The 14314-nt window shown below is 68.8% G+C and carries 14 protein-coding genes; 8 read left to right on the top strand and 6 right to left on the bottom strand.

The window, feature by feature from the left end:
* Window positions 1-91 precede the first annotated feature (91 nt).
* Complete coding sequence (locus NX784_RS00510) at window positions 92-742, bottom strand: TetR/AcrR family transcriptional regulator (protein WP_258814714.1); 651 nt, start codon at window positions 740-742, stop codon at window positions 92-94.
* Between the two features lie 167 nt (window positions 743-909).
* Here NX784_RS00510 and NX784_RS00505 point away from each other — a divergent pair, with 167 nt between their 5' ends.
* From NX784_RS00505 to NX784_RS00480, 6 genes are read left to right on the top strand one after another with little or no spacing between them, the layout of a single operon-like run.
* The gene (locus NX784_RS00505) at window positions 910-3837 is read left to right on the top strand and encodes a polymer-forming cytoskeletal protein (protein WP_258814713.1); all 2928 of its coding nucleotides are present in this window, start codon (window positions 910-912) and stop codon (window positions 3835-3837) included.
* Complete coding sequence (locus NX784_RS00500) at window positions 3834-4316, top strand: pilus assembly FimT family protein (RefSeq protein WP_258814712.1); 483 nt, start codon at window positions 3834-3836, stop codon at window positions 4314-4316. The genes NX784_RS00505 and NX784_RS00500 overlap by 4 nt, the downstream gene beginning before the upstream one ends.
* Window positions 4306-4794 (top strand): prepilin-type N-terminal cleavage/methylation domain-containing protein, encoded by a 489-nt coding sequence (locus NX784_RS00495; protein ID WP_258814711.1) that lies wholly within the window; start codon window positions 4306-4308, stop codon window positions 4792-4794. The genes NX784_RS00500 and NX784_RS00495 overlap by 11 nt, the downstream gene beginning before the upstream one ends.
* Entirely contained in the window at window positions 4791-5639 is an 849-nt protein-coding gene (locus NX784_RS00490; RefSeq protein WP_258814710.1) for a prepilin-type N-terminal cleavage/methylation domain-containing protein, read from the top strand. The genes NX784_RS00495 and NX784_RS00490 overlap by 4 nt, the downstream gene beginning before the upstream one ends.
* Window positions 5636-6127 (top strand): MSHA biogenesis protein MshP, encoded by a 492-nt coding sequence (locus NX784_RS00485; RefSeq protein ID WP_258814709.1) that lies wholly within the window; start codon window positions 5636-5638, stop codon window positions 6125-6127. The genes NX784_RS00490 and NX784_RS00485 overlap by 4 nt, the downstream gene beginning before the upstream one ends.
* An 8-nt stretch (window positions 6128-6135) precedes the next feature.
* A complete protein-coding gene (locus NX784_RS00480) occupies window positions 6136-7008 on the top strand; it encodes a DUF817 domain-containing protein (protein ID WP_258814708.1) in 873 nt (290 codons plus the stop codon).
* On the opposite strand, the gene NX784_RS00475 is transcribed toward NX784_RS00480, so the two are convergent.
* From NX784_RS00475 to NX784_RS00460, 4 genes are all read right to left on the bottom strand, one after another.
* Window positions 6980-7135: a hypothetical protein gene (locus NX784_RS00475; RefSeq protein WP_258814707.1), complete on the bottom strand. Its 156-nt coding sequence runs from the start codon at window positions 7133-7135 to the stop codon at window positions 6980-6982. The two genes, NX784_RS00480 and NX784_RS00475, sit on opposite strands and share 29 nt — an antisense overlap.
* 211 nt (window positions 7136-7346) lie before the next feature.
* Window positions 7347-7742: a nuclear transport factor 2 family protein gene (locus NX784_RS00470; RefSeq protein WP_258814706.1), complete on the bottom strand. Its 396-nt coding sequence runs from the start codon at window positions 7740-7742 to the stop codon at window positions 7347-7349.
* Between the two features lie 19 nt (window positions 7743-7761).
* A complete protein-coding gene (locus tag NX784_RS00465) occupies window positions 7762-8625 on the bottom strand; it encodes a protein phosphatase 2C domain-containing protein (RefSeq protein ID WP_258814705.1) in 864 nt (287 codons plus the stop codon).
* Between the two features lie 71 nt (window positions 8626-8696).
* Window positions 8697-9635: a LysR family transcriptional regulator gene (locus NX784_RS00460; RefSeq protein WP_258814704.1), complete on the bottom strand. Its 939-nt coding sequence runs from the start codon at window positions 9633-9635 to the stop codon at window positions 8697-8699.
* Window positions 9636-9731: 96 nt separating this feature from the next.
* Between NX784_RS00460 and metE the strand changes: the two genes are divergently transcribed.
* Window positions 9732-12089, top strand: coding sequence for a 5-methyltetrahydropteroyltriglutamate--homocysteine S-methyltransferase (gene metE / locus NX784_RS00455; RefSeq protein ID WP_258814703.1), 2358 nt, complete (start codon window positions 9732-9734; stop codon window positions 12087-12089).
* On the opposite strand, the gene NX784_RS00450 is transcribed toward metE, so the two are convergent.
* Window positions 12086-13606 (bottom strand): FAD-dependent monooxygenase, encoded by a 1521-nt coding sequence (locus NX784_RS00450; protein WP_258814702.1) that lies wholly within the window; start codon window positions 13604-13606, stop codon window positions 12086-12088. The two genes, metE and NX784_RS00450, sit on opposite strands and share 4 nt — an antisense overlap.
* 129 nt (window positions 13607-13735) lie before the next feature.
* Between NX784_RS00450 and NX784_RS00445 the strand changes: the two genes are divergently transcribed.
* Complete coding sequence (locus NX784_RS00445; protein ID WP_258814701.1) at window positions 13736-14308, top strand: hypothetical protein; 573 nt, start codon at window positions 13736-13738, stop codon at window positions 14306-14308.
* Window positions 14309-14314 lie beyond the last annotated feature (6 nt).

The following is a 14314-nucleotide window of genomic DNA, read 5'->3' as shown; positions in this document are numbered from 1 at the left end:
GACGATTGTGTCAATACGCTTGCCGCTACGGCAGGCGCGCAAATAAGTCCACTAGCTTAACAAATTCTGGCGGACGCAAAGGCGCGCATTGTCACGCCGCGCCGAGACCCGCGAGGATGACGCGTACCCCTGCTTCCACGAACGCTTCCGGCGCGCCGATGTCGTCCTTCGTCAGCACGCCGTTGGCGGCCAGCAGGGTCATGCCGTGGATGTGGGCCCATAACAGGCCCAGGACCTCCTTTGCGGGGCGCCCTCGCGGCAAGTCGCCCGCAAGCTGGGCGTGGCGGACGATGCGCAGCAGGATGGCGCGCGTGCGCTCGAGCGCCGGCAGCGGCCGCGCCCTGTCCCACAGGCCGCGGTCGGTGCCGAACATCACGTGGGCATGGGCCGGGTGGTCGACGGCGAAGCGGTAATAGCACGCGCAGGCCGCGTGGATCTGACGGCGCGGGTCATGCGGGTGCCGCGCGGCCGCGTCGTCCAGCGCCTCCGCGAGCAGGCCGAAGCCGATGTCGCCGATCCGGTCCAGCAACAGCTGCTTCGAGCGGAAATGGCGGTACGGCGCCATGTGCGAAATGCCGGCCGCGGCGGCGACGTCGCGGAACGTGATGGTGTTCGGGTCGCGGCTTTGCATCAGCTCGAGGAACGTCGCGACGATCAGCTCGGGGAAGTTGCGGCCGCGCGCGGGTGCGCCCGTGCCCGCATCCACAGCCTCCGCCACCGTCGTGTCCACCTGCTCCTTCATCGCCGTCCGGTCCTCCGTCGGGCCATTCTACGCTCATGCGGCGGTCCGCGCCCGAAACGCGGGAATCGTGCGAATTCAGCCATTTTGGGTCGACGCTATGCCCGCCACGACAAACGCACCCTTGATTTGGCGAAATATGCGTTCCCTCAAGATATAATCGGAACGCCATGCTGTTGCGCCGCCTTCACTCCTTACTGATCGCCTTCATGCTGTTCGCGGCAGGCGGCCGCGCGGCCGCCGGGACCACGTACACGTTCGGGGGCAATGCCACTGTCGGCAGTTGCACGCTGGCCGGCGCCACGTACACGTGCGCCGCCCTGCCCCTGACCCAGTGGGACGATTCGATGATCATCGCCAGCGGCTACACGGTGAAGATCACGTCGAACGTGAGTTTCGAGTCGACGCAACACCTTGCCATGAGCGGCAGCGCCGTCCTGTCCAGCACGGGCGACCTCGACATCGGGGGCATCAAGGGCAGCAATCTGAACATAGCCAGCGGCACGCTCGTCGCTGGGAAGACGTTCACCGTGGGCAGCCAGACGCAGGACCTGACCGCGAACATCCAGGCCGGCTACGCGAAACTGGGGAGCGGTTCCACATTGACGATCAACGGCAACGTCACGGCGACGGGCAACGTTGACATTGCCTCGCACGCGACGATCACCGGTGCGATCACGGGCGCCGCCGTGACCGCGGCGTCGGGCGTCAGCCTGTACGGCAATATCACTGGCAGCAAGTCGTTCACACTCGGCTCGGGGAACACCGTCGTGGGCGACATCACGGCGCCCGTCGTCAACCTGCTGCCCTCCGATTCGAACGTGACGGGCAACATCACTGCGACGACGTCGCTCGAACTCGGTTCGAGCGTGCGCGTCAAAGGCAACGTCGTGACCGGTACGCTCACGGAGGATTCGTCCGAAGCCATCATCGACGGCAACGCGACCGTCGACAGCGCGGTCCTGCAGTGGCACGGCCGCGTCACACAAACCATCTACTGCACGGGCGGCACGGCGACGGGCAAGTGCGACTGCGTGACGAACAACAGCGGCTACCAGGTCAACACCGCAAGCGGTCCTCACTGCGAAGGCAAGACCGTCCCGCTAGACCACTTCACGATCGGCTACGACAAGACGGCCAGCGTGTGCGCGCCGGCGAAGGTGACGGTAACGGCGTGTGCCAACGCGGCCTGCACGGCCACGTATGGCGGCGGCGCCTCGGTGACGCTCGCGCCCACGGGGCAGACGGTCGCCGTGCCCGCGTCGGGCGTCGTCCAGGCCGACGTCGCCTACACGCAGGCGGGTACCAACGTGCTCGCCATCTCGAGCCCATCCACGCCCACGCCGACCGTATGCTGGCGCAACGGCGACGCGGCGCCCGGCGCCGATTGCCAGGTCAACGTCGTGAAGTCGGGCTACCTCCTGACGCCCGCTCGCTCGGCGTTCTTTGCCGAGAACCAGGTGCAGCCGGACAAGGACACGCTGACGCTCGCCGCCGTCCGCTACGACGACACCAGCAAAGCTTGCGTCCCCATCTTCGGCAACGTGTCGCGCAACGTCACGTTCACGTGCGGCTACGCCAAGACGGCGACGCCGGGCATCCTGCCCGTGCGGCTGAACGGCATCGCGCTCAACGCGACGCAGAACACGGGCGCCGCGTGCGACGGCACCGGCCGCACCATGAGCCTCACGTTCGACGCGAACGGCAAGGCGACGTTCCCCATCCAGTACGCGGATGCCGGCCAGGTCACCGTGACGGCGACGGACAACGGTCCCAACAGCCCCGGTTCCGCGACGGCGACGCCCATCTTCGTCCCGGTCGCCTTCCGGGTCGGGCTCGGTGCGAACAGCAGCTACGTGGCGGGCGATCCGTTCACGGCCATCGTGACGGCCGTGAACGGCCTCGGCGCAACGACGCGCAAGTTCGGCACGGAATCACCGGCGGAAAGCGCGGTGCTGGCCGCGGTGGGCTGCCAGCCCAGCAACGGCAATGGCCTGCTCGGCAAGTCGTCGACGATCAGCGGCGGCGTGCAGACGTTCGCGCTCACGTGGAGCGAAGTGGGCACCATCGACCTCGCGGCGACGCTCGCGAACAGTGACGGCTATCTGAGCAGCGGCGTGCGGCCGGCGGCCGCGACGACCAATACGGCCGGCACCGGCTGCACGGGCGCGGCGGGCCGCTTCATTCCCGCTTACTTCAAGGTCACCGCCGATCCGGACTGGAAGCGCACGTTGTCGGGCGGCACGCAGCTGCAGTACTACTCGGGCGAGCCGGCCATGAAGGTGACCGTGACCGCCTACAACAGGGGCAACGGCGTGACCTATAACTATGCCGGCGGCGACGCCCGCGACGTGACCTTCGCTGCGTTCGACACGGCAGGCAGCACGCCGGTCGGCAACGGCCGCTTCAGCCGCTCGGCCACGTATCCGGTCAGCGACACCACGGGTAAGGCGCAGCTGCGCGCCAACGACTTCGTCGCCGGCGTGGGCACGTGGACGGGCAGCTACACGTTCACGACGAGCCCCACGGCGCCTACGCGCGTGCGCGTGCGGGCGACGGACACCGACAACGCCAGCTCGGCCGCGGCGGAGCCCGTGTTCATGGTCCGCAGCGGCCGCGTGCACATCGCGAACGCGTATGGCAACACGACCGGCCTGCTCAGGATTCCCGTGAACATCGAGTTCTACACGGGCCAGACGTGGGTCCGCAACTACGAGGACACGACGACCACGTTCGCCAGCACGGCCGTCTCCCTGGGCCGCACACTGAACGCGATCGCCGTCACGCTGACGCCCTTCGCCAACGGCGCCGCCACGTTGGGACTGACCCCTGCCGCCAACTCGGCCGGCGCCAGCGTGCCGTTCGCCATCAACCTGGGTGCGCCTGTGCCAGGCGCCAACACGTCGTGTTACTACGTCGCAGCCGCGGGCACCGCCCAATCCAGCATGGTGGACAGCACGGGCGCCGGCCTGCCGTTCCTGCGCAGCGCCGATCCGTCGTGCGGCAAGACGAACGTCGACCCGTCCGCGATGGCCACCTTCGGCATCTTCGCACCGGAGACGAAGCGCATCATCCACATGCGTGAGGTGTACCGATGACGCCCCGCGCACGCACGGCCGGCTTCACGATGGTCGAACTGGTCGTCGTGATGATCCTCGTCGGCGTGCTCGCCGCGATCGGCATCCCGCGCCTGATGGGCGACAAGGGCATGCAGGCGGCCGTGTTCGGCGACCAGGTCGTGAGCGGCCTGCGGCGCGCGCAAAAGATCGCGACGGGGCACCGGCGCGTCGTGTGCGCGACGGTCGGCACGCAGGCCGTGATCCTGCGCCTGAACGCGTGCGACGCTACGGGCCTTGCCATCGGCGGCGTCGACGACGGCGACTTCGCGACGACCGACAGCGCCTTGACGGCAACGCCTGCCGTCACGCTGTACTTCCAGCCGGATGGCCGGATCACGTCGGACGCCGCCGGCACGACGGCCGTCACGGCGGCCATCGCCATCGCGGGCGCGAGCGGCGGCCAGACGACGACGGTCCGCACCATCAACGTGGAAGGGTCGACCGGCTATGTTGAATAGGCACAGGCGCAGCGCGGGCGTCACGCTCGTCGAACTGATCGTCGCCCTCGTCATCATCGGCGTGGCGCTCGCGGGCATGGTCGCCGTGTACACGGCCACGACGCGTTCCAGCACCGATCCCGTGATCGTCCAGCAAATGGAAGCCATCGCCGACAACATGATGGAAGAGATCCTCATGAAACCATACGCGCGGCAGTCCGGCATGCCGGTACCGGCGGCGTCGGACCGCGCCAACTACAGCACCGTGAGCGACTACGACGGCTACGGCGCGAACCTGCAAGGCATCCGCGACGTGGAAGGCAACCAGATTCCCGGCCTCGAACGCTACAACGTGGCCGTCAGCGTCAAGGCGACGTCGCTGACGAACGTGCCGGGCGCGGACGCGCTGCGCATCGTCGTCACCGTCACCGTCAGCGGGACGGATCCTGCGCTGCCGAAACCCATCGTGCTGACCGGCTGGAGGACCAATCCATCATGACCCGCCAGCGCGGCTTCACCCTGGTCGAACTGATCGTCGTGATGCTCATCGTCGGCATCATCGCCGGCGTCCTCGTGCTGCAACTGCGGCCCGCCATGCAGTCCTATCTCGCGATCCGCCAGCGCGCCAACCTCACGAGCCAGGCCGACGCGGCACTGCGGCGCATCATCGGCGAGGTGCGCACGGCCGTGCCGAACTCGCTGCGCTACTCGTGGGAATCGCAGCAGACCCAATGCATCGAATTCGTGCCGACGAAGGACGGTGGCCGCTTCCGCACGGCGCAGGACTACACGAACGTCAACCAGCCGCAGGGCGCCACGCTCGTGCCGGGCGTGCCGGTGACGACGTTCGACACCTTGACGGACGTCGACCCGACGGTCGTGCCGCGCGACCTCGTCGTCGTGGGTAACGTCAACCGGGACGACGTCTATGCCGGCACGGACGTGGGCACGATCCGCACGATCGCGGGACCCACACCGAACGTGGCGCGCAACACGATCACGCTGGAGACGGCCACCACGTTCCCCGCCGGCTACGAGGGCGGCCGCTTCCTCGTGATCCCGCAGGCCGAACGGGCCGTCACGTACACGTGCACGATGCCGACGTCGGGCGGCACAGGGACCATCGTCCGCGTCACCGGCTATACGCCGAACGCCGCGCCATGGAAGACCTGCCCGACGGGGCCGGCCATCCTCGTCGCGAAGGTCAGCGACTGCAGCTTCCTGTACCACGAGAGCCAGGGCGCCACGCAGCAGAGCGGCTACCTGCAGCTGCGGCTCGGCCTCACGGACGGCGACGAATCCGTCACGCTCACGATGGGCGCCCACGTGGAGAACGTACCATGATGACCCCGCGCCCGCAGGCCGCGCGCGCGGCCGGCTTCGCGTACATCGCGGCCGTCGTGTTCCTCGTCGTGCTGGCCGGGTTCGCGCTCGCCGCGCTGCGGTTGTCCGAGTCCGCACAGGCCACGGCGAGCCAGCAGATACTGGGCGCGCGCGCGGGCCAGGCCGCGCGCGGCGGGCTCGAATGGGCGTTCTACCGCCTGAAGGCGCCCGGCGCGACCTGCGGCCCGGTGCAGTCGGTCACGTTGACGGACTTCGTCGCCGACACCGGATTCAAGGTCACGCTGACGTGCGACATGAAGACCTATTCCGAAGGCCAGACACCCACGGTCGCTCCGCTGATGAAGAACGTGTTCCAGCTGACGGCCACTGCGTGCAACGGCACGGCCGCCGTCTGCCCGGACAATGCCGCCGCCACGGGCGCGGACTACGTCGAACGCAAGCGCAGCGCCTCGATCTGCATCGCGGCCGACGGCACCGATTGCTATTGAGACTCGCCATGTCGACGCAAGCACCGCACCGTTTCCAGCCTTCGCTCACCGCGGTCGACGCGCTGTTGACGGACGGCCGCAGCCGCCGCGTCGAAGGCTGGCGCCGCGGCGCGCTGGAATTCCTGTGGTTCGGCATCAAGGAAGCCCGCGCCTGCCTGTTCGCGGGGCTGTTCTTCACCGCCGTGCTGCTCGTGCCGCGCGCAGGCGTGTTCGGCGTGCCCCGCTACGACCTGCTGCTCGTGGCGGCGCTCGCGATCCAGGCGTGGATGGTCGCGGCCGGGCTGGAGACGCGCGATGAACTGAAGGCGATCTGCCTGTTCCACGTGCTCGGCTTCGCGCTGGAGGCGTTCAAGACGTCCAGCGGGATACGGTCGTGGAGCTATCCGGACTTCGCGTACACGAAGATCATGGGCGTGCCGCTGTTTTCCGGTTTCATGTACGCGGCCGTGGGCAGCTACATCACGCAGGCCTGGCGCCTGCTCGACCTGCACGTGCGCCATCATCCGCCGCACTGGATGGCGGCGCTGGTGGCGGCGCTGATCTATCTGAATTTCTTCACGCACCACGCGCTGGGGGATGCGCGCTGGTACCTGGCGGCCGTCGCGCTGGGGCTCTACGCGCGCACGACGATCACCTTCCGCCCGCTGGACCGCGAGCGGCGCATGCCGTTATTGCTGGGATTCGTGCTGATCGGGTTCTTCATCTGGCTCGCCGAGAACGTCAGCACCTTCTGGGGGCTGTGGCGTTACCCGAACCAGTTGGGCGCCTGGTCGGCCGTCCACGTCAGCAAGTGGAGTTCGTGGTCGCTACTGGTCATCATGACGTTCACGATCGTCGCGAACCTGAAGCACGTCAAAGCGCGGATCCATGTACCAGATTGAGACCCTTGGCGAACGCCATCGCAACGGGTAATGCGCACAGCACGATCATTACGCCAATGCGCACACGGCGGGCGCGCTGCTTTTGTTCCACCAAACGCGAAACGCGGAATCCTGCATCGTGGTTCATGGAAGTCCTTTCAGGTGTTATGAATTAACCAATCATAGTATAGAGCGGGAGAAACCTGCGACACGAATGGTTGTCTCCCCTATCCGATGCCACCCGGACAATTTAAATTGCGCTCGGGTAAAAGATCAGATTACACCTCTTGGCTATACAAATCCATGCGCCAGATTCACACTTGATCGAAAATCGTAAAATCGTCTGATTTTTTCCACGCTCAGCTGCGGTCGACGACGAGGGCAAGTTGCCCATCGCGCACGACGAACTCCGATTCGCCCCGCAGCGCAAGCCGCGTGCCGGCCGGCGGCCCGCCCGGCACGTCGACGGCCAACTGCCCGCGCCAGGCGATGGCCGCCACGAGGGCGTCGCCGCGCGGCGCCAGCGCCGTGACGCGCTGCTCCCGTTCCGCGAACATCGTCTTTGCCTGTTCGGCCAGCACGCGGAAGGCGTCGCGACCGTCGCTCGCGGCCGTCAATTGGCCGCCCGACCAGTTCTCGAAGCGCACGTCAGGGCTCAGCGTCTCCAGCATGCCGTCGACGTCGAACTCGTTGTATGCGGCCACATAGCGCTCGATCAGGGCCAGTGCGGCGGGGGTGATGGTCTGGGCAGTCATCCACGTCTCCTCGTTGGCGTCAGGTGAATCGCCAGGCGATGGCCGAGGCGTCGTCGGCCGTCTTGGCCGCGAGCCCGGCCGCTTCCTTGCCCGCCTCGAATGCACGCAGCTCATCGAGCAGCGCGTCCAGGCCGCGCGTGCGGCACGCGTCCAGCAGGCTGGCATCCGTATACAAGTTGTACGTATCGACGAGGCGGTACAAGCCGTCGCTCGCGACCAGCAGCAGTGCGCCCGGCGGCGCCTCGCCTCGCGCCGCACGCGCATCGAATGGACCGCGCGGCTCCAGGCACAGGACGGCCGGCCGCGCCGCCGTGTTTTGCTCTTGGCGGCGCGCACGCAGCATGGGCAGCAGGCGCGCCCAGCGCTCGGCCGGGTCGTGGATGCCCTCCGCCACGAGCTCCGCCACGTGCGCCTGCGTCGCCCGCTCCTGCGGGTTCTCGAACGGATCGAGGTCGCGCACGGTGCCGTCAGCGAGTTGCAGCAGCACCTTGCTGTCGCCCAGGCAGAACCATTCCAGTGCATGCGTGCCGGCGGCGTCCGGGTCGCGCACGCGCACCCACGCGAGCGTCGCGATGGGCCAGGCGTGTGGAGGCACGTCGGCGCTGCCGCCGGCCGCCCGGTATGCGGCGCGCGTGCCGTCCAGCGCTTCCTGCACGAGCGTGTGCTGCTCCGCATCGGGACGGAGTACGCATCCCAGCTCGCGCACGAAGCGGCGCACGAACCACGCCGGGTCGCTGGCACCCAGCGCCAGGCAGCGGTCGTCCGTCAGCGGGGTCGCGCCGTCCAACAGGACGAGATCCGTGCAGCCGTCGCCCTCGAACACGGCGACGACGTCTTCGTTGATCCTGCCCTTGCCGGCCGCCGAGGCGAGGCTGTAGCGCATGTATGCTCTCCATAATATTGTCTGCGTTACTATAAGCGATCCCGATGACGCACGGATGACCCGGCGCGCGCTTACAACAGCCGGATGCCGGGCAAGGTGCGCAGCGACGTCTCGCGCATCACCTGCACGAAGTCGTCCAGGTAGGCGTCGTCGCGGCCCGAGCCTTCCGCCGGTCGCCGCGTGACGGCGTACAGGCGGCCCGTCAACCCATGCGCGCCGATGCGCTGCTGCGCCACATAGCCCCGCTGCAGATACGTTTGCACGGCCCACAGCGGCAACGCCGCGAATCCGCGCCCGCTCGCCACGAGCTGCAGCATCGCGACCGTCAGCTCGGTCGTGCGCCGCGGCGGCTCCACGCCGGCCGGGCGCAGCACCTGGCGCACGAGGTCCAGCATCTCGTCCGGCACGGGATACGTGATCAACGTCTGGCCGGCGAAATCGGCCGCTTCCAGGTGGTCGTGCGCCAGCAGCGGATGGCCCAGCGGGAGGATGGCGACGATGTCGAACTCGAACAGCGGGTGCACCTGGACGTCGCGCTCGTCCGCGTCGACCTCGGACACGATCGCGACGTCGGCCCGGTCCTGGTGCAGCAGGCCGACGGGGTCGGACTGGAAGCCGGACACGATGTCCTGCTCGACCTCCGGCCAGCGCAGCCGCAGCGCGTCCATCGACGGCATCAGCCAGTCGAAACACGTGTGGCATTCGACGGCGATGCGCATCTTGCCCGCGCCGTGGCCCCCGAGGCGGGCAATGTCGCGCTCTGCCTTTTCCACGGCGGGGATCACGGCCTGCGCCAGGTCCAGCAGCCGGCGCCCCGCGGGCGTGAACGACACGGGCGCCGACTTCCGCTCGAACAACGTGAGGCCATAGAACTCTTCCAGCGCCTTCAACTGGTGCGACAGCGCGGACTGCGTCACGTTCTGCAGCGCCGCGGCGCGCGACACGCTCCCCGCTTCAAGGAGGGCCAGCAAGGTGCGCAGGTGGCGCAGGTCGAGGATCGAGGTGGGCATGAGCGGAATTCATCTGGTCAGAAAAATAATTCGTTTGAATTATGGGGGCCGCTCACCGATCATGACAAGTATCATTCATCCAGATAAGACAACAACATGATCAAAACTCATATTCTCGGCTATCCCCGCATCGGCGCCCAGCGCGAACTGAAATTTGCACTGGAGCGCCACTGGCGCGGCGAAATCGGCCAGCAGGAACTGGAAGCCGTCGCGGCCGGACTGCGCGCGCGCCACTGGGCCGAGCAGCGCGCCGCGGGCCTCGATTTCGTCAGCGTGGGCGACTTCGCGCTGTACGACCAGGTCGTCGACCACGTGCTGCTGTTCGGCTGCGCCCCCGCGCGCTTCGGCTTCACGGGCGCCGAGACGCCGCTGGAACGGCTGTTCACGCTGGCCCGCGGCGTCGCGACGGAAGCGCAGGACGCGTGCGGCTGCGGCCACGCACACAGTGGTGACGCAAACGGCAGCGACGCGCACGGCAAGCCCGCACTGGAAATGACGAAGTGGTTCGACACGAACTACCACTACCTCGTGCCGGAATTCGATGCGGCGACCCGCTTCACCCTCGCGCCGCAGCGCCTGCTGGACCAGGTGGCCGAGGCGCGCGCGCTGGGCCATCCCGTCAAGGTCACGCTGGTCGGCCCGCTGTCGTTCCTGTGGCTCGGCAAGGCGAAGGACGGCGCCGATCGCCTCGGCCTGCTCGACGCCCTGCTGCCGCACTACTGCGATTTACTGGCGCGCCTGAAGGCCGCGGGCGCAGAGTGGGTCCAGCTGGACGAACCGATCCTCGGCCTCGACCTGCCGGGCGACTGGTCGCTCGCGTTCGAGCGCGCCTACCACCTGCTGCACGGCGCCGGCGTGCCGCTGCTGCTCGCGACCTACTTCTCGCCGCTGCAAGAACACCTGAGCCTCGCCTGCAAGCTGCCCGTCGCGGGCCTGCACGTGGACGGCGTGCGCGCGCCCGAAGAACTGCGCTCCGTCGCCGACTGGCTGCCGCCGCACAAGGTGCTGTCGGTCGGCATCGTCGATGGCCGCAACATCTGGCGCACCGACCTGGATGCCTGCCTCGCGCGACTGCGTCCCGTGATCGACCGCCGCGCCGGCAACCTGTGGCTGGCGCCGTCATGCTCGCTGCTGCACGTGCCGTTCACACTGGCGCACGACGCGGCGCTCGACGCCCAGCTGCGGACATGGCTCGCCGGTGCGCGCGAAAAGCTGGACGAGCTGCGCATCCTGAAACAGGCGTTGACGGACGGCGAACAGTCCGTCGCGGCCGACCTGGCCACGGCGCGCGCGGCCTTGGCATCCCGGCATGCGAGCCCGCGTGTGTCGCGGCCCGACGTCGCCGCCGCGCTCGCGGCCCTGCCGTCCGATGCGGACCGCCGCGCGTCGCCGTTCGCCCAGCGCCAGGCCGTGCAGCAGGCCCGCTTCGGCCTGCCCGCCTACCCCACGACGACGATCGGCTCGTTCCCGCAGACACCCGCCATCCGCGCGGCCCGCGCCGCCTGGCGCCGAGGCGACCTGGCGGACGCCGCATACGACCAGGCGATGCGCACCGAGATCGCCCACGCCGTGCACGTGCAGGAAGCGCTCGGGCTGGACGTCCTCGTGCACGGCGAGGCGGAGCGCAACGACATGGTCGAATACTTCGGCGAACAGCTGGACGGCTTCGCGTTCAGCGCCAACGGCTGGGTGCAGTCGTATGGCTCGCGCTGCGTGAAGCCGCCGGTGCTGTACGGTGACGTCGCCCGCCCTGCGCCGATGACGGTCGCGTGGGCCGCGTATGCGCAAAGCCTCACGCGCCGGCCGATGAAGGGCATGCTGACGGGACCCGTCACGATCCTGCAATGGTCGTTCGTGCGCGACGACCAGCCACGCGCCCTCACCTGCGCCCAGATCGCGCTCGCGATCCGCGCAGAGGTGCGCGACCTGGAGAGCAACGGCATCGGCATCGTGCAGATCGACGAACCGGCGCTGCGCGAAGGCTTGCCGCTGCGCCGCGCCGGACGCGACGCCTACCTCGACTGGGCCGGCCGCGCCTTCCGCATCGCCGCGAGCGGCGTCGGGGACGGCACCCAGATCCACACGCATATGTGCTATGCCGAGTTCAACGACATCCTGCCGGCGATCGCCGCGCTCGACGCCGACGTCATCACGATCGAGACGAGCCGCTCCGACATGGAACTGCTGGCGGGCTTCGGCGCGTTCGCGTATCCGAACGAGATCGGTCCCGGCGTGTACGACATCCACTCGCCGCGCGTGCCCGCGACGCGCGACATGGTGCGCCTGCTGCGCAAGGCGGCGGCCGTCGTGCCGGCCGAGCGCCTGTGGGTGAACCCGGACTGCGGCCTCAAGACGCGTGCCTGGCCGGAAACGGAGGCCGCGCTGCGCAATATGGTGGCGGCGGCGCGGCTGCTGCGCGCGGAACGCGACGGCTTTGATGCGCGCGCCGCCTAGGCCGGGCGGATGCCGCGCTCGACGACATACCGCTCGAGCGCGTCCGGGTTCCCGTCGCGGTCGGCCAGCGCAACGTAGGTGTCGGGCCGCACGAGGTACGCGGCGTCGCGCGCGAGGCCGGCCGCCTGGCACGCGTCGCACCATTCGGCATGATGCAGCGCCACACCGCGCCGGGCGCACCACGCGGCCAACTCCGGCCGCACGGTGCCGTACACGTGCACCTGCCAGGCGATGGCGGACAACGGCGCATGGTTGTCCGGGCCGCCGTTGCCCGTCCACGGCAGGCGCTCGCCGCCTTTCACGTGACCCGCGCTGCCGGCGGACAGCGGGCTGTCGGGATAATGGACGCCCATCTGCGACAGCACGCGGAACATGAAGGCGCGGATCGGCTCGATGCCGTAGGCGGCCGACGCGAACAGCGGCGCGATCCGGGTGCGCACGAAGTCGGCGAAGCCACCCTCCGCGATCACGAACGAGAACGCGCGGTCCGTCGTCTCGACCAGCTTGCGGGCGAACGCCTTGCGCTCGACATCGTAGCTGTCGATCAGCGACTCCGGCGCGCGGCCTCGCAACACGTGCGCCAGTTTCCACGCCAGGTTGACGGCGTCGCCGATGCCCGTGTTCATGCCCTGGCCGCCCGCGGGACTGTGCACGTGGGCCGCATCGCCCAGCAGCAGCGCGCGCCCGACACGGAACTGCCCCGCGATGCGGTGGTGCACGCGGTACGTGGAAAACCAGTTGACGTTATCGATCGTTAGCCCGAGGCTCGTGATCGCGCGCTGGCGCACGTCGTCGAACGCGAGCTCGTTCCCCTTGCGGACTTCCTCGTCGCGCACGGCGCCGACGAGGCGCGCGCTGCCGTGCTGGTCGTAGGCGAACAGCGCGGCGAAGTCGCCGTCCTCCAGCGACAGGTGGATCTCGCCGTTCGCGGACGGCCCGGTCACCTCGACGTCGGCCACGTAGAACGTGTGCTCGTACGTGCCACCTTCAAAGCCGGTGCCCAGCTGATGCCGGACGATGGAATGGGCGCCGTCGCAGCCGGCCAGCCACGCGGCGTTGCAGACCGATTCGCCCGCGGGCCCGCGGAGGCGCGCGACGACACCGCCCGCGCCCTGCTCGAAGCCGAGCAATTCCGTATTGCGCTCGACGCGCACACCCGCTTCTTCCAGGTGGCGCACGAGCACGCGCTCGTGCCGGTCCTGCGGGTAGATCAGCACGAACGGAAACGGCGTCAACTCGCGGCCCGCGTCGCGGAACGACAGGCGCGCGCGCCGTTCGCCTTTCACCCATAAATTGATGGCCGGGTTGCGCAAGCCGCCGGCTACGATCTCGTCCGCGAGGTCCAGCTGGCGGTACAGCTCCAACGTACGCGCCTGCACGGCCATCGCGCGCGAACTCGTGCCGGGGCCCTCGCTGCGGTCCACGATGCGCACCTTCACGCCCTGGCGTACGAGCCACAGGGCCAGTACGAGGCCGGTCGGTCCGGCGCCCGCGATCAATACTTCGGTCTCGTCCACAATCGCCTCCGTCGCACAGAGTTGATAACAGGAAAGCGCCGGAGCATGCGGCGCACGGCAACGATACAGTATGTTACGCGCGTCCCGCTAGAATGATCCGGACGGGCTTGTTTGCGGAAGGAGTGATGCGTGAAGATCGTGTGCATTGCGTGGGGTTCGTTGAGCTGGGAACCCGGACCGTTACGGCTCGCGTCGGACTGGCGCCCGGACGGTCCGATGTTGCCGCTGGAATTCGTGCGCGACAGCGACGACAGCGACGAGCCGGCCCTCGTGCTGCACGCGACGGCGCCCCCTCAGCCGACGCGGTGGGCGCTGCTGGACACGACCGACCTCGCCGACGCACGCGAGATGCTGCGCGCACGCGAAAAGATCCGGCCGGAGTCGCCGCAATGGGTGGGCAGCCTGCCCGACCCCGTGCCGCCAGGCCTGCCCGCGCCGACGCCGGCCGCCGTCGTGGCGGACATTGCGGCGTGGATGCGGGCGCACGACGTGGAAGCGGCCGTGTGGACGGCGCTGCCCGCGAAGTTCGCCGGCGTCAGCGAACGCGCGCCCAGCGCGCACGAGGCGGTCGCCTACCTGGATGGGCTCGCGGGCGACGCGCGCGCGCACGCGGAAGCGTACGTGCGCAGAATCCCGGTTGACATCCGCACGCTGTACCATGGCCTCATTGAGGAGCGGCTCGGCTGGACGCCGTCCGCTTAGTGCGCG

The organism is Massilia pinisoli, from assembly GCF_024753285.1.
GTDB classification, from domain to species: domain Bacteria; phylum Pseudomonadota; class Gammaproteobacteria; order Burkholderiales; family Burkholderiaceae_D; genus Telluria; species Telluria pinisoli.
Note: the sequence above shows the minus strand (reverse complement) of the source record. Positions and strands in the feature narration are given on the sequence as shown.

What these genes read in the sequence shown, in the direction of transcription:
- NX784_RS00460 (WP_258814704.1), bottom strand. Translation starts at nt 9,635, where the DNA reads ATGCCCACCTCGATCCTCGACCTGCGCCACCTGCGCACCTTGCTGGCC.
- NX784_RS00500 (WP_258814712.1), top strand. Translation starts at nt 3,834, where the DNA reads ATGACGCCCCGCGCACGCACGGCCGGCTTCACGATGGTCGAACTGGTC.
- NX784_RS00475 (WP_258814707.1), bottom strand. Translation starts at nt 7,135, where the DNA reads ATGAACCACGATGCAGGATTCCGCGTTTCGCGTTTGGTGGAACAAAAG.
- NX784_RS00485 (WP_258814709.1), top strand. Translation starts at nt 5,636, where the DNA reads ATGATGACCCCGCGCCCGCAGGCCGCGCGCGCGGCCGGCTTCGCGTAC.
- NX784_RS00470 (WP_258814706.1), bottom strand. Translation starts at nt 7,742, where the DNA reads ATGACTGCCCAGACCATCACCCCCGCCGCACTGGCCCTGATCGAGCGC.
- NX784_RS00495 (WP_258814711.1), top strand. Translation starts at nt 4,306, where the DNA reads ATGTTGAATAGGCACAGGCGCAGCGCGGGCGTCACGCTCGTCGAACTG.
- NX784_RS00465 (WP_258814705.1), bottom strand. Translation starts at nt 8,625, where the DNA reads ATGCGCTACAGCCTCGCCTCGGCGGCCGGCAAGGGCAGGATCAACGAA.
- NX784_RS00480 (WP_258814708.1), top strand. Translation starts at nt 6,136, where the DNA reads ATGTCGACGCAAGCACCGCACCGTTTCCAGCCTTCGCTCACCGCGGTC.
- metE (WP_258814703.1), top strand. Translation starts at nt 9,732, where the DNA reads ATGATCAAAACTCATATTCTCGGCTATCCCCGCATCGGCGCCCAGCGC.
- NX784_RS00510 (WP_258814714.1), bottom strand. Translation starts at nt 742, where the DNA reads ATGAAGGAGCAGGTGGACACGACGGTGGCGGAGGCTGTGGATGCGGGC.
- NX784_RS00505 (WP_258814713.1), top strand. Translation starts at nt 910, where the DNA reads ATGCTGTTGCGCCGCCTTCACTCCTTACTGATCGCCTTCATGCTGTTC.
- NX784_RS00490 (WP_258814710.1), top strand. Translation starts at nt 4,791, where the DNA reads ATGACCCGCCAGCGCGGCTTCACCCTGGTCGAACTGATCGTCGTGATG.